The 18140-nt window shown below is 57.2% G+C and carries 14 protein-coding genes; 6 read left to right on the top strand and 8 right to left on the bottom strand.

Annotation, left to right across the window (positions count from 1 at the left end):
* Positions 1-33 precede the first annotated feature (33 nt).
* Positions 34-1074 carry a Holliday junction branch migration DNA helicase RuvB gene (ruvB, locus tag O3S85_RS02980; RefSeq protein ID WP_269537741.1) on the top strand — a complete coding sequence of 347 codons (1041 nt, stop codon included), beginning with the start codon at positions 34-36 and terminating at the stop codon, positions 1072-1074.
* A 133-nt stretch (positions 1075-1207) separates the two neighbouring features.
* Here ruvB and O3S85_RS02985 read toward each other — a convergent pair whose 3' ends face one another.
* The 3 genes from O3S85_RS02985 to rsmG all read right to left on the bottom strand — a co-directional run bounded on the left by O3S85_RS02985 (position 1208) and on the right by rsmG (position 3296).
* The gene (locus O3S85_RS02985; RefSeq protein WP_269537742.1) at positions 1208-1933 is read right to left on the bottom strand and encodes a class I SAM-dependent DNA methyltransferase; all 726 of its coding nucleotides are present in this window, start codon (positions 1931-1933) and stop codon (positions 1208-1210) included.
* Positions 1934-1964: 31 nt separating this feature from the next.
* Positions 1965-2531, bottom strand: a complete 567-nt coding sequence (locus O3S85_RS02990) for a PEP-CTERM sorting domain-containing protein (protein ID WP_269537744.1) — start codon at positions 2529-2531, stop codon at positions 1965-1967.
* A 96-nt stretch (positions 2532-2627) separates the two neighbouring features.
* On the bottom strand, positions 2628-3296 hold the full coding sequence (rsmG, locus tag O3S85_RS02995) for a 16S rRNA (guanine(527)-N(7))-methyltransferase RsmG (RefSeq protein ID WP_269537745.1): 669 nt from the start codon (positions 3294-3296) through the stop codon (positions 2628-2630).
* A gap of 86 nt (positions 3297-3382) precedes the next feature.
* Here rsmG and O3S85_RS03000 point away from each other — a divergent pair, with 86 nt between their 5' ends.
* Entirely contained in the window at positions 3383-7321 is a 3939-nt protein-coding gene (locus tag O3S85_RS03000; protein ID WP_269537746.1) for a methionine synthase, read from the top strand.
* Here the strand turns inward: O3S85_RS03000 and O3S85_RS03005 are convergent.
* On the bottom strand, positions 7311-8348 hold the full coding sequence (locus tag O3S85_RS03005) for a trypsin-like serine protease (protein ID WP_269537747.1): 1038 nt from the start codon (positions 8346-8348) through the stop codon (positions 7311-7313). The two genes, O3S85_RS03000 and O3S85_RS03005, sit on opposite strands and share 11 nt — an antisense overlap.
* Before the next feature lie 131 nt (positions 8349-8479).
* Between O3S85_RS03005 and O3S85_RS03010 the strand changes: the two genes are divergently transcribed.
* A complete protein-coding gene (locus tag O3S85_RS03010) occupies positions 8480-9382 on the top strand; it encodes a polysaccharide deacetylase family protein (RefSeq protein ID WP_269537748.1) in 903 nt (300 codons plus the stop codon).
* Entirely contained in the window at positions 9303-11483 is a 2181-nt protein-coding gene (locus O3S85_RS03015) for an ArnT family glycosyltransferase (RefSeq protein ID WP_269537750.1), read from the top strand. Before O3S85_RS03010 ends, O3S85_RS03015 begins: the two co-directional genes overlap by 80 nt.
* On the opposite strand, the gene O3S85_RS03020 is transcribed toward O3S85_RS03015, so the two are convergent.
* The 4 genes from O3S85_RS03020 to O3S85_RS03035 all read right to left on the bottom strand — a co-directional run bounded on the left by O3S85_RS03020 (position 11484) and on the right by O3S85_RS03035 (position 16803).
* Complete coding sequence (locus O3S85_RS03020; protein ID WP_269537751.1) at positions 11484-13577, bottom strand: ATP-dependent helicase; 2094 nt, start codon at positions 13575-13577, stop codon at positions 11484-11486.
* Between the two features lie 268 nt (positions 13578-13845).
* The gene (locus O3S85_RS03025; protein WP_269537752.1) at positions 13846-14334 is read right to left on the bottom strand and encodes a hypothetical protein; all 489 of its coding nucleotides are present in this window, start codon (positions 14332-14334) and stop codon (positions 13846-13848) included.
* Positions 14335-14377: 43 nt separating this feature from the next.
* Positions 14378-15388 carry a glycosyltransferase family 9 protein gene (locus O3S85_RS03030; protein WP_269537753.1) on the bottom strand — a complete coding sequence of 337 codons (1011 nt, stop codon included), beginning with the start codon at positions 15386-15388 and terminating at the stop codon, positions 14378-14380.
* Positions 15389-15855: 467 nt separating this feature from the next.
* Positions 15856-16803, bottom strand: coding sequence for a cation diffusion facilitator family transporter (locus O3S85_RS03035; RefSeq protein WP_269537754.1), 948 nt, complete (start codon positions 16801-16803; stop codon positions 15856-15858).
* A 94-nt stretch (positions 16804-16897) separates the two neighbouring features.
* On the opposite strand from O3S85_RS03035, the gene O3S85_RS03040 reads away from it, so the two are divergent.
* Entirely contained in the window at positions 16898-17554 is a 657-nt protein-coding gene (locus O3S85_RS03040; protein ID WP_269537756.1) for a hypothetical protein, read from the top strand.
* A gap of 166 nt (positions 17555-17720) precedes the next feature.
* Positions 17721-18134, top strand: coding sequence for an ExbD/TolR family protein (locus O3S85_RS03045; RefSeq protein WP_269537758.1), 414 nt, complete (start codon positions 17721-17723; stop codon positions 18132-18134).
* Positions 18135-18140: the final 6 nt, after the last annotated feature.

The following is an 18140-nucleotide window of genomic DNA, read 5'->3' on the forward strand; positions in this document are numbered from 1 at the left end:
CCGTTTCGCTGCGAATATCTTTAACTGCCCACCATGCCTGACGACGCAAAAGGAACCGATTACTTGGCCCAGGTGCTCGAAGCACCCGAGACCGCCGTGGAAAAAGCGCTACGGCCGCTGAGCTTTGCGGACTTTAGCGGGCAGGGCAAAACCAAGGAGCGCCTCGAAGTGATGGTGGGGGCCGCCAAGTCGCGCGGTGAGCCGTTGAACCACATTTTGCTGCACGGTCCGCCCGGGCTTGGCAAAACGACGCTCGCGCACATTTTGGCCAACGAAATGGAGGCCGACCTGAAGCTGACCAGTGGCCCCGTCATCGACAAAGCGGGTGATTTGGCTGGCCTCCTCACCGGCTTGCAGGAGGGCGACATCCTCTTCATCGACGAAATTCACCGCATCCCCAAAAGCGTGGAGGAGTATCTTTACTCGGCGATGGAAGACTACCGGATCGACATCATGATCGACCAGGGGCCCAACGCCCGCAGCGTTCGTTTGTCGATCCCGCGCTTTACGCTCGTTGGCGCAACGACGCGCACTGGCCTGCTCACTGCGCCACTGCGTAGCCGCTTTACCCTGCAGACGCGTCTCGATTACTATGATCGCTCGACGCTGGAGAAAATTGTCCGACGCAGTTGTAAGCTGCTCAATGTGCCGATCAACGACGCTGGTGCGACCGAGGTTGCTGGGCGGGCCCGGGGCACACCGCGCATCGCGAACAATTTGATCAACTTCGCCCGCGACTATGCACAGCAGCGCTCGGACGGCGAGATTACCGGCCCCGTTGCTGCCAGTGCCTTGGAGCTACTCGAAATCGACGCCAACGGCCTGGATGAGATGGATAAGCGCATCCTCCGTCTCATGGCGGAGAACTACCGTGGCGGTCCGGTCGGCCTTGGCACGGTGGCGGTCGCCGTTGGCGAGGAGCAGCACACTGTGGAGGAAGTCCACGAGCCGTACTTAATCCAAGAGGGCTACATCGCCCGCACCCCGCAAGGCCGCGTGCTAACCCCCAAGGCCTGGACCACCATCGGCCTCAAACCGGAGAATCCCGGCGGGCAAAATTCGTTGTTTCAATAGTCTAAGGGTAGGGCGCAGTCTCCAGACAAGCCGACAGCATCTTGCTGGACTGTTAGTTTGCGCCCTGTGCAAATTGTGGTGAGCGGTCTCCAAGTGCCAGCCTCGTTGATTGGCATTTGCACGATGTGCAAATCTAACGGTCCAGCCGGAGGCTGGCGCGAAAGCCCACAAAGCTCGGGTATTGATTGGTTCGCTCGTAATACTCTGGAAACTTCTCCTTGGCTGCTTCAATCATGCGGGCCTCGCGGAGATCCTCGATGACAAAGCCGTTGGCGAAAAGCGCCTGCGCAATATTTTCGAAGGTGTGGTGATAAGCGGTTAGGTCCATGCCCGCCATTTGAAATTGATAAGGGTCGTTGTGAAAATAGGGTCTGACCTTGCGCCCGTCGTCTATGCGCGTGCCCATGCTGGTGACTTCGTCCAGTGGGTGATGCATCGAGAAAACCAGTTGGCCGCCAGGCTGAAGAATACGCGCGATTTCCGCGAACACCGGTGCGAGATCCTGCTCGTAATGGACGACGAGCGCGCTCACGATCAGCGCAAAGGAGTCTGCGGGGTAGGGCGTCGATTTGATATCGGCCACGCAGAATCCGATGTCGGGGTTTTCCCCGCGGGCGATATCAACCAGCGATTGGGAAAAGTCGGCTCCAGTCACATCGAAACCGCGATCTTTAAGCCAGCGGGAAAGCAGGCCGCTGCCGCAGCCGAGGTCCGCGACTTTGCACGGGGTAATCCCCGCGAGCAGCGCCTCGATCATAGGCTGGTCGAGATAGCGGTTCCAGGCGCTGTCTTGTTCGCGCCCGCGCTTGGCATGGTAGGCGACACCGAAGCGGTCATACATTTCCTGATTGGCTTGCATGAAGACAGAGCAAACACCGCCCGACCTTGGGTCAATCCCAGTAATGCATACGCTTGTGGCGACGTCGCCAATAAACCACCAGAGATAACGTGCCAAACGCGATTAGGCCGGCATAGATACTTGGTTCCGGCACCAAGTTCATAGTGACATCGGCAAAGCCGCTACCCAACTCAAGCGGCATGATAGCATTGCTCGCAGCCAGGTTTTCCAGACCAGCCTGTAGCGCAGGATCCAAGCTGCTGTAGGACACGGCTACGCCAGTGCCGGAGATGTCCGTGTAAGGCGTTCCCTCGAAGACAGACAATGCCAAGTATTGTGTTCCAGTCGCATTAAGGTCCACCTCAGCGTTGCCCGCTGGCGTGCCATCGGTGAGGAGGGCATCGGAGATGTCGAGCGTATTGCCCGTGGCAGTGGCGTAGACGGCGTCGAGTTGCCAATAGGCCAGAGCACCTGTTGGCCCAGTCGGGGTGCCTGAGTCGGACGTGTTCCCGAAAGTGATGGTTTTGGCAGCATTATCAATGGACATGGTCAACGCAGCTTGGCCCAGGATGGGCGCAACCAACGCTGCCAGCAGGGAGGCGGCAAATGTGATTTTCATGACAGTGGAGATCTTATCAGGCGGTTGCTTAATGGCGGGTTAAGCAGACCCAATAATGACGCTTTACCGACTGGACGACAAAGCGTGAACCACTGCCTAGGTAATCGTTTTTGCGTTTTGGAGGTCCTGCGCCAGGAAATGCAGCAGGTATTTTCCCTCAAATTCCTCGCCAGGCAAGAAATCGCTGATGGGCCACACATGCCGCGGCTTGATTTTCAGCTTCGCGACCTCGTCGGCATATTCGCCGCCTTTCCAGTAAACGAGGCCGTTTTCCAGCGAATGCTTTTTGCCACGGCGGCCGAGCTTTTTGATCCAGCCGCAGAACTGGGGCAGCTCCTTGACCGCGCGGCCGGTAATGAAATCGAACTCGCGCTTAATGGCCTCCGCGCGGCAATTGCGGACCTCGACATTTTCCAGGCCCAGTTGCTTGGCGATGTCTTCAACGACCATGATTTTCTTGCCCACGGAGTCCACCAGTGTGAAGTGCGCCTGCGGATAACAGATGGCCATGACCAAGCCCGGCAGACCCCCACCGGTGCCAACATCGATCACGCGCGCGCCACCCATTAGCTTGAGCACGCGGGTAACGACCAGACAATGCGCGAGGTGTTTTTCCTCCAGGCGCTCAATGTCTTTGCGCGAAACGAGGTTAATCTTAGCGTTCCAATCACGCATCAGCGCGGCCCATTCTGTTAGGCGGCTCCAGGTTTCGTCAGTCAGGTCGGGAAAATGTTGTTTGATGGTGTCCACGTTTTGAAAAGTCACGTTATGCAGGGTGTTTTTCCGGCAGGCAATCGCAATTGATGCTTGCAACGCATCAAATCATCCGAATATTTTGATGCGTTTAGATTATGTCCGAAAAAGTGCAGCCAAAACCATTTACTAAGAAGGGCCAGCAGCTCGCTGATCTGCTCGCCGAGCGCATCGTGTTTCTCGATGGCGCAATGGGAACCATGATCCAGCAGTACAAGCTGGAAGAAAAAGATTTCCGAGATGACTCCCTGGCCGATGCTCCGGGCGACCTGAAGGGCAACAACGACCTGCTCAGCTTTACGCGCCCGGATATTATCAGTGAAATCCACCGCCAGTTTTTCGAGGCCGGCGCGGACATCATTGAGACGAACACCTTTAGCGGCACGACGATCGCCCAGGCCGACTACAAGCTCGAGTCCCGTGTGCGCGACATCAACGTCGAGTCCGCCAAGCTCGCGCGCAAGGTCGCCGACGAAATTTCCGAAAAAGAAGGCCGCCCGACTTTTGTGGCTGGTGCCATGGGGCCGACGAATCGCACTGCATCGCTCTCGCCGGACGTCAACCGCCCGGAATACCGTGCGACCAGCTACGACGAGCTCTACAAGGCCTACTACGAGCAGGCCGAGCAACTGATCGAAGGCGGCGTGGATCTGCTGTTGCCGGAGACGACTTTTGACACCCTGAACCTGAAGGCCGCGTTGCACGCGATTGCCGATTTGCAGGATACCTTGCCTGAGCGCATTCCGGTCATCGTGTCGGTGACGATTACCGATAAGTCCGGCCGCACTTTGTCCGGCCAAACCGTTGAAGCGTGCTGGAATTCAATCCGCCACGCCAAGCCGCTTTGCGTTGGCCTGAACTGCGCGCTTGGCGCGGACCTGATGAAGCCTTTCCTCGAAGAGTTGTCCGCCGTTGCCGATTGCTACGTGCACGTTTACCCGAATGCCGGCTTGCCGAATCCGCTCGCGCCAACGGGCTATGACGAGACTCCGGCAACGACCGGCAGCGCGGTGAAGCAGTTTGCCGAAGCGGGCCTCGTGAATCTCGTGGGTGGCTGCTGCGGCACGACTCCGGGGCACATCGCGGCTGTTGTTAAAGAACTTTCCCCGCTGCCGCCGCGCAAGGTGCCGACCTTTGAGCCTGCGCTGCGCCTCAGCGGTTTGCAGGCGCTGAACATCACCGACAAGAGCGGGTTCATCAACGTCGGCGAACGCACCAATGTGACCGGTTCGCCGAAGTTTAAAAAGCTCATCAAGGCCGACGATTTTAATGCCGCGCTCGCCATTGCCCAGAGCCAGGTGGATGCCGGTGCTCAGGTGATCGACATCAACTTCGATGAAGGCATGCTCGACGGCGAGGAGTGCATGACCCGCTTCCTGAACCTCGTGGCATCGGAACCCGACATTGCCAAGGTGCCGATCATGATCGACAGCTCGAAGTGGTCCGTCATCGAAGCTGGTCTCAAGTGCGTACAGGGCAAATGCATTGTCAACTCGATCAGCCTCAAAGGCGGCGAGGAAGAGTTTAAGGCGCAGGCGAAAAAGATCATGCGCTACGGTGCCGCGGTCATCGTCATGGCCTTCGACGAAACCGGCCAGGCCGATAATCAGGCGGACAAGGTGAAGATCGCCAAGCGCTCCTACGATATCCTCGTTAACGAGGTTGGTATGGATCCGCAGGACATCATTTTCGACCTCAATATCCTGACGGTCGCGACTGGCATGGAGGAGCACAACAACTACGCGGTGGACTTCATTGAAGCCGTTCGTGAAGTGAAGCAAAAGTGCCCCGGTGCGCGCACCAGTGGTGGCCTGTCGAACATTTCGTTCTCCTTCCGTGGCAACAATCCGGTCCGCGAAGCGATGCACGCGGCGTTCCTGCATCATGCTTGTGCGGCTGGGCTCGACATGGCGATCGTCAATCCGAGCCTGTTGATGAACTACGACGAGATGGATGCGACCATGAAAAAAATGGTCGAGGACGTTTTGCTGAATCGTGACCCCGACGCCACTGAGCGCATCATCGAGTATGCGGAAAAGGTGAAGGACGGCACGATCACCGTGGGCGCTGGCACGCCGGAAGAGCGTATCAATGCAGCCATGATTCAGGGCATGAATACGCTGCGTGAGCTCTTTGAGCGCGCCAACGCAGAGAAGAATCCCGAGGTCATCGAGAAGTTTTTGCAGGGCGGCGCAGGCGCGGTTCCAGCCGCTCAAAAAAAAACGGCTGACGTAAAAGACGACTGGCGTAAAGGCACGGTCGAAGAGCGGCTGAGCCATGCGCTCGTTAAGGGCATCACCACGCATGTCGATGCCGACACTGAAGAGGCGCGCCAAAAGTACAGCAAGCCGCTGGAGGTGATCGAAGGGCCACTGATGGATGGCATGAAGGTTGTTGGCGATCTCTTTGGAGCTGGCAAAATGTTCCTGCCGCAGGTGGTGAAAAGCGCCCGGGTGATGAAAAAAGCGGTGGCCTATCTCATGCCCTACATGGAGGAGGAAAAGCGCCAGCGCGAAGCCGCAGGCGGCGCTGCTGAAAAATCCGGAGCGGGCAAATTCCTCATCGCTACGGTAAAGGGCGATGTGCACGACATCGGCAAAAACATCGTCGGCGTGGTGCTCGCGTGCAACAACTACGAGGTCAAGGACCTCGGGGTGATGGTCGACTGCGACACCATTCTAAAGGAAGCCGAGGAGTGGGGCGCCGACATCATCGGTATGTCCGGGCTGATCACACCGTCCCTCGATGAAATGATTTTCAACGCGCAGGAGATGACCAAGCGCGGCTTTAAACAGCCCTTGCTCATCGGTGGTGCCACGACCAGCTCCGCGCATACGGCGATCAAGATTGCGCCGCATTACAACCAGCCGGTTGTGCGTGTGGGCGATGCCTCGCTGGTGACTGGAGTTTGCAACAGCCTGCTCAATCCGAAAAAGCGGGACGCCTACATTAAGGAACTGGAAGAAGAGCATCAGAAGCACCGTGAGCGCTTTGAAAAGGGCAAGGACAAGGTAAAAATCATCTCCATCGAAGAGGCCCGCAAGCACGCGCCCAAGGTTGAATGGGATGGCTACTCGCCCGCCAAGCCGGAAAGCTTTGGATTGCAAAGTTGGGATAATATTCCGCTCGATCGCGTGGCGGAGTATTTCGACTGGTCGCCGTTCTTTCACTCTTGGGAGCTGAAGGGCGTCTTCCCGAAAATCCTTTCTCACGACAAATACGGTCCCGAGGCAACCAAGCTATACGACGAAGCCCGCCACTTGCTCGATGACATCATCAGCAACCAGCGCTTCCGTCTGCGCGCGGTTACCGCGCTGTGGCCGGCACAAAGTGTGGGCGACGATGTGGTGATCTACACGCCGGAAGACCATGCCAAGGAATTGGCGACTTTCCACTTCCTGCGCCAGCAAAAGGAGAAGCTCAACGCGGGCGAGACCTATAAGTGTCTCGCCGATTACGTGGCACCGAAGTCAACGGGCATCATTGACGTGATGGGTGGCTTTGCCTGCACCGCAGGTCAGGAAGTCGACGACTATGCAAAGACCTTCGAGGCGAAGGGTGACGACTTCACGGGCATCATGATCAAAGCCTTGGGCGATCGCTTCGCGGAGTCCTGTGCTGAGTGGTTGCACAAGCAGATCCGCGATCAGTGGGGCTATGGTGCCGAGGAAGCTTTCTCGGGCAAAGTAGCTTTGGAATCCAAAGTTGGCGAGGTTAATGACCACGTTGCGTGGATGATCAAGGAGAAGTATCGTGGCATCCGCCCGGCTGCTGGCTACCCGGCTTGCCCGGACCACACCGAGAAGGACACGCTCTGGCAAGTCCTCGATGTAGAGGCACGCACCGGCATGCAGCTCACTGAGAGCCGCGCGATGTACCCCGGTGCCTCGGTGAGCGGCCTTTACTTTGGCCATCCGGACGTCTCGTACTTCAACGTGGGATTGATCGGTCGCGACCAGTTGAAGGACTACGCGCAACGCAAAGGCATCAGCGAGGACGTCGCCGCTAAGTGGCTCGCGCCAAACCTTAACGAGTAGTTCGACGACGGAGGCCGACGACGAGCATCAACACCGCCCCAAAGGCCATTGCAAAGTGGCGCGGCTCGGGGATGTTCGATGCGATCCAGCTATTGAACTGACTCACCTGGGTATAGGCGGCAATGTCGCCATAGGTTTCGTCCTCCGTTATCCCGTAGGAGGCAATGCCCGCCACAATCCACTCGTTATCAATATACAAAAACAACGGGCCGCCAGAATCTCCGGGGCCGGATGTGCCTTCGAAATCTGTCGGCTCGGCGTTGCTGTCGCCGGGGGTGAACTCAATGGCCGGTTGGCTGATCGTGCCGGGTGCGATTTGTAGCGTGTTGTGATTTTCGAGAGGCGAATCGAAATCAAAAGCGAGCAGCCCGCCTTCGATGATCGGCATGCCGTAGCCGCGATTCAGGCCCATGGGCAGCACGCGGTCGATGGTGTTGGAAACGGCGCGTTTGGTGCCAGCCGGTAGGATGCTGCCTTCGTTGCCGTTGCCGGCTTGACCAAAGCCGCTCAAGTAGAGGCGCGCGCCTTCCGTGTCGAGCGCGGGGTTGCTGGCCCAGGTCATGCGTGGGTAGGTTCCACTTGCCGGCTCGGCTAATTTAACCAGTGCAATGTCGAGTCCGTAATCATCGACATCGCCGCTGCCGGGGTTTTGTAGAATCTCGGTGTAGCGATCAGGGATGATGACTTGCTCGATCGCATAGACATCGGTCGGTGATTGATATGTGCTGCCAAAGGAGACTGCGGCGTTGGTCAGATCGGGAAATGGATTTTCTTCGTCCACGAAAACATGAGCAGCGGAGAGCAGCCAGCGGTCGCCAATCAAAACGCCGCTGCCGAAATTTTGACCATCGGCATTGACCACGGTTGCCGTTGAAGAAAAGTCCGGGTAGTTGACGCCCGGGGCGAATCCGCCAGTATTGTTCCCCAAGTCAATGAAGGTTTGGGGTGGCACATCCGCGCGATAAACGCTGGCCATTGCAGTCGAAGTTAAGGCTGTAGTAAGGAGTAAATTTCTTAGGGTATTCATCGCGGTAGTATTTCGTTTGCAGCTTGGCCTCAGGTGAAACTATTATCCAGGCGTGAGTAGAATGTTGGCAAGTCTATAGTGCTTGCGGCGTGGTTGGGCGTCGGATATCCATGCATGCTATGTTCGAGCAAATGCCATCTTACTATCCGCGCGATCTCAAGGGCTATGGCGATCAGCCGCCGAATCCAAACTGGCCGGGAGGCGCGCGTGTGGCGGTGTCGATCGTGGTGGCGGTCGAGGCTGGTGCCGAGCTTTCGTTAGCTGATGGCGATGAGCGTAATGAGAGCGTTTACGAAATCATTGAGCCGGTGGAGCATGTGCCGAACACGGGCTTATCCTCGCATTTTGCTTATGGTTCGCGTGTTGGCTACTGGCGCATCATGCGCGTGCTGGAGCAGTATGGCGTGCCCGCGGCGGTGACTTGTAGTGGCCGTGCTATTGAGAAAACCCCGTGGATCGCACAGGATATTATTAAGCGTGGTCACGAGATTTCTGCCCACAGTTACCGTTGGGAAGGGCATGCCGAAATGGAGGAAATGCACGAGCGTGAGGTAATCCAAAAGACAATTGCTGCGATTGAAACCGCGTGCGGGCAACGGCCTTTGGGTTGGCATACGAAGGGCACGCCGTCGCCCGTTACCCGTAAATTATTGGCCGAGCTTGGCTTCGTTTATGACTCTGATTGCTTCGACGATGATCTGCCGCGCATGCAGTCTGTAGATGGCAAAGAACTAGTGATTGTGCCTTATGCTTTCGACACGAATGATATGCGTTTTCAGGGTGGGCCACAGGGGAAATTTCTCACGGCCGATCATTATGCCCAGGTGTGCATCGACGCGTTCGATACGCTGTGGGAAGAGGGGGCCGAGCGGCCGGCCATGATGTCCATTGGCGTGCATCCACACTACAGTGGTCGACCGAGTCGCATCCGCGGGCTTAAGAAATTCCTCGAACATGCCACCGCTAAAGGCGACGTCTGGTTCGCGCGTCGTTTGGACATCGCGCGCCACTGGCTGGCTCAGTTTGGTGCCTGAAATCGTGGTTGAACGAACCTGGGGTAGCACGCAATCTCTGGGCATGAATAGTAAGCTGGAAATCATCGGCGTGCTCTTGCTGTTGGGCTGCTACTTCTTGCAGGGGCTCTACAGCTTGCCGACGACTTCCAAAACCTACGATGAGGGCATCCATCTGATCGGTGGATTTACGTTTTGGACGTATCAGGATTTCCGACTGCACCCGGAGAACGGAAACTTGCCACAGCGCTGGGCGTCGCTGCCAATGCTGCTGATGGATGCACCCGACTTCCCGACGGATGATCGCTCGTGGCGCTATCCGGATGGTTGGTTGGCCGAGCAAACTTATCTCTACCAGATGCCGACTGAGCCGGTCTGGTTTCTCTTTCTGGGGCGGGTGATGATGCTCCTGGCGACAACGGCGATTGGCCTGATGGTTTACATTTATGCGCGGCGGTTGTTCGGGATAGCTGGCGGCTTCATTGCGTTGTCGGTGTTCGCCTTTCACCCTGAGACTCTGGCGCACGGGCGGTTGATCACGTCGGACATGATCGGTGCGGGGGCTTATCTGCTTAGTCTGTGGGGACTGGGGCTGTTGCTCGTGAGCGCCAGCATCGGCCGAATACTGATGCTGGGCATTGCGGTTGGCTTATTGACCGTATCGAAAAACCATGCCGCTTTGTTCGCGCCCGTGGCGGCTATATCGCTGATCGCGGTTTGCGCCTATTCCCGTGAGTATGCCCTGCGCATGTGGCGTCGGGGCTTGGTTGTTAATGGTTGGTGGCGCGTGCTCTGCCTGCGGTTGTGTGCGCTGGTCGCCGCCGCCGTCATTGCCTGGGGAGTCCTTTGGTCGTTTTATGGATTCCGCTACGCGGCTTTTAATCCCGAGCTGCCCGCGCCGGAGCAAGCCTGGGATTGGGACCGGGTGCTTGCGAATGATTCCGCCAGCGCAAAGGTGGTGAGCGCAGTGCGCGAGTCCGGGCTTTTGCCGGAAGCCTACCTGTTTGGAGTGGCGCATATTTTGAAAGGTAGTGAAGTGCGCCATGGCTTCTTGATGGGCGACTACACTTACGATGGTTGGTGGGGATTCTTTCCCTTGGCATTGCTTTTTAAAACACCGGTGGCGCTCATTCTGTTGGCGGTCGCGTGTGCGATCAGTATCTACGCATACCTCAAGCGAACCGGGAGGCAGCTTTGGTTAAAGCCCGAGCTTGCGGAGAAAGTAACGCTGACTGTTCCGCTAATTGTGTTGATGGGCATTTACGCGTTGGTCGCTGGTAGCAGCGCCTTCAACATCGGCCTGCGTTACCTGATGCCGGTCATTGTATGTGGCGTGGTGGCGATGGGGGCGCTCGCCTTTTGGTGGCGAAAGAGTCGCTGGGGGCGGTATACGATTTCGACGCTACTGGGGCTGTTTGCTTTGGAAAGCGCACTCGCTTTTCCGCATTATTTATCGTTCTTCAACCGAGCCGTTGGCGGGCCGGAGAATGGTTACAGGCTGCTGGTCGATAGCTCGTTGGACTGGGGGCAGGACTTGGGGGCTCTGGCGGAATGGCTGGCCGAACATAACTCCGGGCCCGAGGCTAAACCGGTTTACCTCGGTTACTTCGGCAACGAGAGTCCGCGCTACGCGGGCATCGACGCGCGTTACCTGACATCCAACCGCGTGCACCGGGATGAGTCTTATCAGCTGGGCACCTTGGAGCCTGGTTACTATGTGCTGAGTGCGACGATGCTCCAAGGCATGTATTACCAAGTGGCGCGTCCCTGGACGGAGGAACACACCGAAGACTACGTAAAGCTATACCAGGAAATGGCCCGCTTAGACATTCAGTCCGGTGACGCGCAAACGGTCTTCTTGCAGATCATGCACAGCGATCCCCGGCGCTGGTTGGAAGTCATGGAAACCTTTGAAGCGCTACGTGCGGAAAGTCTGCGTCTTTACTTGATTGAGCAGGAGCCCGTGGCGCGGATCAACCACAGTATCTTCGTCTATGAGCTTACTGCGGACGATCTGCAGACCGCTGTGCTGGATGCGCAATTTGGCTTTCCGGAAGATTTTCCTTACGGACTGCTCAAGGCGCAAATCGAGCTCGCGCTGGAGCGGCAAGCGGCAAACTAATCACCAACTGCCCTGAAAATGCAGGGCTTCGTAAAAGTCTTCGCCGATGGACTGCACGTCGCGCAGGAAGCGGCTTGGTTGGAGCAGGCGGGGTGGGCCACCGGTCACGGTGACCTTCGGATAGCACAGGTAAAGCTCGTCTTGCGCGCGGGTGACGGCCACGTAGAACAGGCGGCGCTCTTCCTCGACATCGCCTTCCTCGATGGCGCGCTTGAGCGGGAGTAGCTCGTCGGCGCAGCCCAGCACAAACACGTAGGGAAACTCCAGCCCCTTGGCCTGGTGAATCGTCGACAAGCGCACAGTCTCGGAGTTGGGCTCGATTTTGCGGTCACTGGTCTCGGAGTTGAGCAGGACCAGTTGCGCGAGAAGTTCCGTCATGTTGTCATAACGGCTGGCAAAGCCGACCAGCGAGTCGAGGTCGTCACGGCGCGTTTGCCAGTTTTCGTAAACGGTGCGCAAGTAGTCGCCATACCAGCCCTCAATGCCGATGCGGACAATTTCCTCAGGGGTCTTCGCCTTGGCGGCGACTTTTTCCTCGGCCAGCACTTCGGCAAACAGGTCGCGCTGGGCGTCGGCCTGCTCCACGGGCACGGGTTCGGGTGAGCCCATGGCGTCGTACATGTCCTGCCAGGTGTAGGCCATGTCAGTCCAGTCGTCGGTCGCATCCTTGGGCACCTTGGCCAGGACGGTCTCGTCGGTCAGCGCTTCGATAAGGTTGGACTTATTCTTGTCCGCGACTTTCAGGGCAAGCTTCAGCAGGCGCTCAGCGGTCTTGGGGCCGACCTTGGGCAGTAGCCCGGCGACGCGCTTAAACGCGGTTTCGTTGCCGGGGTTGGTCAGGAACGACAGCTGCGCCACGAAGTCGCGAATGTGCGCCTGCTCGAAGAAACGCACGCCGCTGGTGATCGTGTAGCCGACACCCTGGCGCGACAGCTCCATCTGCAAATCCATCGCCTGGAAGTGCGCGCGATAGAGCACGGCAATGTCCTTGAGCGGTACGCCTTCCATCTGCAGGCCTTCGATGCGCTTGATGATAAAGGCAGCCTGCTGGCGGGTGTCCATCGCCGGGATCACGTAGGGGCGCTGGTTGGAGGGCTTGGCGGCGGAGAGCTCCAACGGGTAGCCGTCGATAGGCGGGTGGTGGAGCATCAGCGCGTTGGCAAAGCGCAGGATCTCCGGGCTGGAGCGGTAGTTGGTCTCGATCTTATAAATTTCGCGGTCCGGGTAAAGCTGGCCGAATTCCTCCATGTTGCCAAACTCCGCGCCGCGCCAAGTGTAAATACACTGCCAGTTGTCGCCGACGATCATGACGTTGCGGTGCTTCTCGGCCATCTTATTGATAATCGCCGCTTGGACGGTGTTGGTGTCCTGATACTCGTCAACGAGGATGTAGCGAAACCGTGATTGCAGTAGCTCGCAGACCTCGGCGTTTTCGGTCAACAGCTTCAGCCACAGCTCCAGCAGGTCGTCGTAATCGCAGACCATTTGTGCGCGCTTTTTGCGTTCGTATTCGTCGGCAAACTTGCGGACCTGCGCGGGCAACTCTTCGCGCCAGGGGTAGCGCTCGGCGGCGACGTCTTCCACCGGTCGCTTGGTGTTGCGCGCGTAGCTGACGATATCCAGGACGACCTTGGGCTTCGGGTTTTCCTTGTCCTTGGTAAACTTCGGATCGAGCGTCTTGAGCGTGTCGCCAAAAAGGCTCTCGGCGTCGCCTTGGTCAAGAATCGTGTAGTTCTTTTCGAGTCCGATCGACTCGCCATGCATCCGCAGAATGCGGCTGCCAATGGAGTGAAACGTGCCACCCCAGAACTTGTTGCCGGGTACTCCAGTCAGCTCTTCCACGCGGGTCAGCATTTCGCGTGCGGCCTTGTTGGTAAAGGTGAGCAGCAGGATCTCGCGCGGCCACACGCCTTGCTCTAATAGGTAGGCAACGCGGTAGGTGAGCGTGCGCGTCTTGCCCGAGCCGGCTCCGGCGAGCACCAGACTCGGCCCATCCGCCGCCTTGACTGCCGCCAATTGCGCGGAGTTCAGCTCGGCATCGTAATCAATCGGGGCAAACGCCTTATCGGCGACGCTTTTTCCAGAGAAATCCATCCGGGCAGCTTTGCGCGCGTAGTGCCGCGGATCAATTCATTTTAAAGAAAAGGCGTGGGGGCTTAATTGGGGTAAAAAGGAAAGCGAACCTCTTGTGTTCGCATCACGCCTCGCTGGCCACCCTGCGAAGCCTGGTAATAAAAGTGATTGATTTGAAGCGAACACAGAGGTTCGCGTTCCGCCAGCGTTCGCATTGCGGTTTGAGGCAGGTGTATCTGCTCACGAGCGCGGCTTCAATAAGCAGTAGCATCATCAATATGCTTCCCGACTAGTCTCTTTGATTATCCCAGCGCCAATTTTCGGCTTCAACTAGTTGTGGCATTGAGCGGCGTACTTCGCCGTTGGGCAAGACGACAACTCCATCGGGTTGAACGAAATCATGACTGTTGGGAAATTGGATATAGTAGAAAAACTTCATGTCGCCGTCCGCTTGTTTGACGATCAATTGTGTTGTCGGTTGCTCCAAATCCCAGTCGAGTTTCCATTGGGTAGCTTGCGTTTGAGCCAATTGGATTGCTTGTTGCCGTGGGAAAACTAGATCAATATCAGCCAGTGACTGCACGTTTGGTTGGGCGTCCCAAGTGTCTTGGGTACACCAAAAGGAAAGCACATGTTTAGTTTTAATTTCACCAGATCCAATGCCATGCGATTCTTTGGTGAAGAGGATTACATCCTGCTTCCGGGCTGTCCAAGCCCCGGTTTCTGCTGAGGCACAGCAGTATGATAGAAGCAATAGGGTAAGAATAATAGACTTCATATATGTATGATTTATAATCATACAATGAGCATGCAAACAATAATTATTCGCTGGTATAGCTCCGCTGCAAAATTGAGCTAAGTGAATTGGTTATCGCGCTGTGATCAATTCGATGAAACGCCTTCTCCGCGGCGGCGGCGTTCTTTTGCCAGGGCCAGGGTTTGGCCGGGACTTCAAATACTTGCACGTGCTCGCCAAGCGGGTGCCAGCGGGCAGGGAAGACGTCGCTGCGGGTAACGGGGAAGATGCAAAACGTCGGGCAACCCGTGGCGGCGGCGATGTGGGCCGGGCCGCTGTCGCGACCGATGAACAAGGCCGCGCGCGAGATGAATTCCGCCAGGCCGGGCAAGGGTAGGTCGCCCGCAAGGTTCTCTACTGGAATGCCTAACTGGCGGATAGCCGCGGCGGTGTCGTCGGCGATGTGGCGCTCTTCCGGCGTGCCGATCAGGGCGACTTTCGCGGGGCCGGATTGCGGCAGTTGGCCGGAGTCAATTGCGGCTTTCGCGAGCTGGGCGAGGAGCGCGGGCGGGAGCTTGGCCTTGGCCCCAAACGAACCACAGTGGATCACGATGGTCGGCTCGGCGCGAAAGATGGACCACGGCGTCAACGGCAGCTTGGGCTGGCTGGCTTCACGGACTTCGGGCAGCACGGCTTGCACGAGCTCCAGGCAGTAGTCACGCTCGTGGATCAGACCGGCATCTTTATTGTAGGGGATCGTCTGCGTGAGCCATTGCGCGTCGTTAGCGTAGCCGACGCGTTGCGGGATGCCGGCCTCCGCCGCGAGTTGGGCGCATGCCGGATCGGGGTGCAGGTGGATGGAGAGGTCGAAGTTGCCCGCCGCGAGCGACTGGGCGGTCTGCGCCTCCCACGGGAGGAAATACTGCGCTTCGTCGGGCGCAAATAGCAGCGGCCCGTAGGCTTGTTTTGCGCAAAAGAAAACGGTGGCTTTCGGGTAGGCACGCCGAGTCGCCTCAACCATCGTAGATGAGATGACGACGTCGCCCAGGCGATCTGTCCGAAACAGCAGAATGCGCATCGCGGTAAGCTGCGGCATGAACGCCCCCGCGCCAAGTGGAAAGTGGTCTGCCTCGGCTTGCTCCGGAGTTTGCCCATAGGCTTCGTGGCAGTTTGCCTATGCCGAAACTGTTGCGAAAGGGTTGGGCAAAGGATTTTAGTTCCGATATGCGAGTTCGCTGGAGGTCTTCCTAGGCCTAACGGACATTCATTATATATCTTGATTGCTGCAAAAACTGCCCCAACGGGGCTACGCAACCATAGCCCAGGGTTAAAGCGAACCGCTTGCGGGAAGCGCTACCCTGGGAAACTTGATGCTCGGTTATCTCCCAGCCCCAACGGGGCTGCGCAAGATGTCCTTTTGCGCAATCCCGTTGGGATAGGCAATGTACGTATTCGTATTCCCAGGGTAGGCGTTCAGCCGCTCTGCGGCCTCAAGCCAACCCTGGGCTATGGTTGCGTAGCCCCGTTGGGGCAAATTTTCTGATAGTTGAATGTCCGTTGGCCCTAGTTGACGTCCTGGCGGATCAGGGCTCCGTCGTCGCAGCGGCCGCTCTCGAATTGAAGTGTCACGTGGGTGATCTCGTATTCGTCGTGAAGGAGGTCCTCGATTTGGTCTGCGATGCAGGCGGTCTCGCTGACCAGGCGGTCGTCGATTTCGATGTGGGCCTCGAAGTGGACGGTCTGGTCGTTGAGTGACCAAATGTGGACATGGTGCACGCCACGGACGGCCTCGATCTTTTTCACCGTTTCGGCGACGGCTTTGACCTCGATGCCGGGAGGCGCGCCCATCATGATGATGCGGATCGACTCCTGCACGATGCTCCAGCTTTCCTTGATCAGCCAGAGGGATATGATCACTGTCAGCAGCGGGTCGATCCAGGTAAAGCCGTTGCCGAGGACCATGATCGCGATGCCGCCAATGATCACGCCAACGCTGACCACTGCGTCGCTCAACACGTGGAGGTAGGCCGAGCGCATGTTGATGTTATCCTTGGCACCTTTTTGCAGAAGAATCGCGTTAATGATGTTCGCAACCAGGCCGATGGCGGCGACGCCGATCATCCAGCCTGCCTTGACTTCATCCGGGTGGATGAAACGCAGCGCCGCTTCGTAGAGCAGCCACACGCTGATGCCGATCAGCACGCCAGCGTTCATCGCGGCCGCGACAATTTCCGCGCGCTTCAGGCCGAAGGTGTGCCTCTCCGTACCGGGGCGCTCGCCGAGCTTAACGGCGATAAAACTCGCCAGCAGGGCCACCGCGTCGGTGGCGGTGTGGAGCGCGTCGGACATCAGCGCGAGGCTACCGGAAATGAGCCCGCCCGCGATCTGTGCCGCCGTGATAATCAGGCTGATTCCTAGTGCCTGTAACAACCGCTGCTTGGGAATGCCCTTGGCCGAGTGGGAGTGCCCCTCGTGTGAATGCCCGCCGTGATCGTGATGCCCGTGTCCCATGGTGCTAAGGCATAATTGGCGGGTTTAATTTGGCGACAAATAAATCTTTAATGTCTATTTGACTTAATTGTGGCAGGTCATATCTCCATGCATTATGAAGATGATTTCTGCTACTATTTTGGGTTCCTTGGCCCTCGTTACGGTCTCTCAGGCAGCTATTGTTAATTTACGGTTTACTGGCCAAGCCAATTACGTTGGGTCGAATATTGCACCTGGTATGCAAGTAGGCGATGGCTTCACGTTCGATGTTAGTTATGACACGGATGCGCCAAACATCTCTTTTAATCCGACCACCGAAGGCTCCTATGCGAGCATTTCGGCCAATGCGATTATCCAAACGACAGGAGCCGGCCCGTTTTCTATCACTTGGGATAATCCGGGTATTCAAATCGAAAACCCTGGTTCTTATCAGCGAATTTCATTTGGGACGGTTACATCTTCACCGCCAAGCTTTGATGAAACATTTGAGGGCAAATCGCTGACCAGTGCCGTCGTTTCGTTGTTCACGGATTTTGCGACGCCGATAGATGGCGTATCACTGCCGACGAGCTTGAATATCAGTGATTTTAGCACGAACCCAAGCAGCACTGGCATGTATTTGTATTTTAACCCAGGTGCTTCCGCAGATTTTGTTCGCTTTAGCATCTCGGATATCACCGTGGTGCCGGAGCCATCGACCTATGCATTCTTCACAGGTGCCTTGATTTTGGCGCTATGTGCAATGACGCATCAGCGTCGGCGTAAGAATTAGGCTGTTACCAGGGCCTGAACGCCCGTATTACCGTGGGTGCCCGATATTAGACACCGCGTCTCGCATGCGAAGGCGAAAATGATCATTCGTGACAACGCGGTGACGTTTATTCTGTGGAGATGCGAATGCTTGACCTTGTTGGCACAATTGTTGCCGTAGTGGGCTTATGGCAATCAAACTACATCGATCCAAACGGCCCGAGGAAGAGTTCCAGATGGCACCGATGATTGATATGGTATTTTTGCTGCTCGTGTTCTTCATGTGCGTGTCGACGCTGGCCCAGGCCGATAAGGCCAAGGAGGTCACGCTGCCGGAATCATTGGAAAGCGATGTGGCCGAAGATCTTTCTGACCGCGGGGTGGTCACCGTGGACGCCAATGGCCAAGCCTACCTTGGAGAACGCCCCGTGAGCACGGATGAAATCAAGTCCACGCTGAGGGCCTCGCTGGAGCAAAATCCACGGTTGCGCATCACGGTGCGGGCCGACCAGCAGACGGCATACAAGGACATCAAGTCCGTGCTGAAAGTCTGCTCCGAGGCCGGTGCCTACGAAGTCATTTACGCAACCTACCAGCAATAACCGACG

The sequence above is a fragment of the Cerasicoccus sp. TK19100 genome, assembly GCF_027257155.1.
GTDB classification, from domain to species: Bacteria; Verrucomicrobiota; Verrucomicrobiia; order Opitutales; family Cerasicoccaceae; genus Cerasicoccus; species Cerasicoccus fimbriatus.

Coding starts and splice junctions, on each gene's coding strand:
- ruvB (WP_269537741.1), top strand. CDS start 34: ATGCCTGACGACGCAAAAGGAACCGATTACTTGGCCCAGGTGCTCGAA.
- O3S85_RS02985 (WP_269537742.1), bottom strand. CDS start 1,933: ATGCAAGCCAATCAGGAAATGTATGACCGCTTCGGTGTCGCCTACCAT.
- O3S85_RS02990 (WP_269537744.1), bottom strand. CDS start 2,531: ATGAAAATCACATTTGCCGCCTCCCTGCTGGCAGCGTTGGTTGCGCCC.
- O3S85_RS03000 (WP_269537746.1), top strand. CDS start 3,383: ATGTCCGAAAAAGTGCAGCCAAAACCATTTACTAAGAAGGGCCAGCAG.
- O3S85_RS03005 (WP_269537747.1), bottom strand. CDS start 8,348: ATGAATACCCTAAGAAATTTACTCCTTACTACAGCCTTAACTTCGACT.
- O3S85_RS03010 (WP_269537748.1), top strand. CDS start 8,480: ATGCCATCTTACTATCCGCGCGATCTCAAGGGCTATGGCGATCAGCCG.
- O3S85_RS03015 (WP_269537750.1), top strand. CDS start 9,303: ATGCCACCGCTAAAGGCGACGTCTGGTTCGCGCGTCGTTTGGACATCG.
- O3S85_RS03020 (WP_269537751.1), bottom strand. CDS start 13,577: ATGGATTTCTCTGGAAAAAGCGTCGCCGATAAGGCGTTTGCCCCGATT.
- O3S85_RS03025 (WP_269537752.1), bottom strand. CDS start 14,334: ATGAAGTCTATTATTCTTACCCTATTGCTTCTATCATACTGCTGTGCC.
- O3S85_RS03030 (WP_269537753.1), bottom strand. CDS start 15,388: ATGCCGCAGCTTACCGCGATGCGCATTCTGCTGTTTCGGACAGATCGC.
- O3S85_RS03035 (WP_269537754.1), bottom strand. CDS start 16,803: ATGGGACACGGGCATCACGATCACGGCGGGCATTCACACGAGGGGCAC.
- O3S85_RS03040 (WP_269537756.1), top strand. CDS start 16,898: ATGAAGATGATTTCTGCTACTATTTTGGGTTCCTTGGCCCTCGTTACG.
- O3S85_RS03045 (WP_269537758.1), top strand. CDS start 17,721: ATGGCAATCAAACTACATCGATCCAAACGGCCCGAGGAAGAGTTCCAG.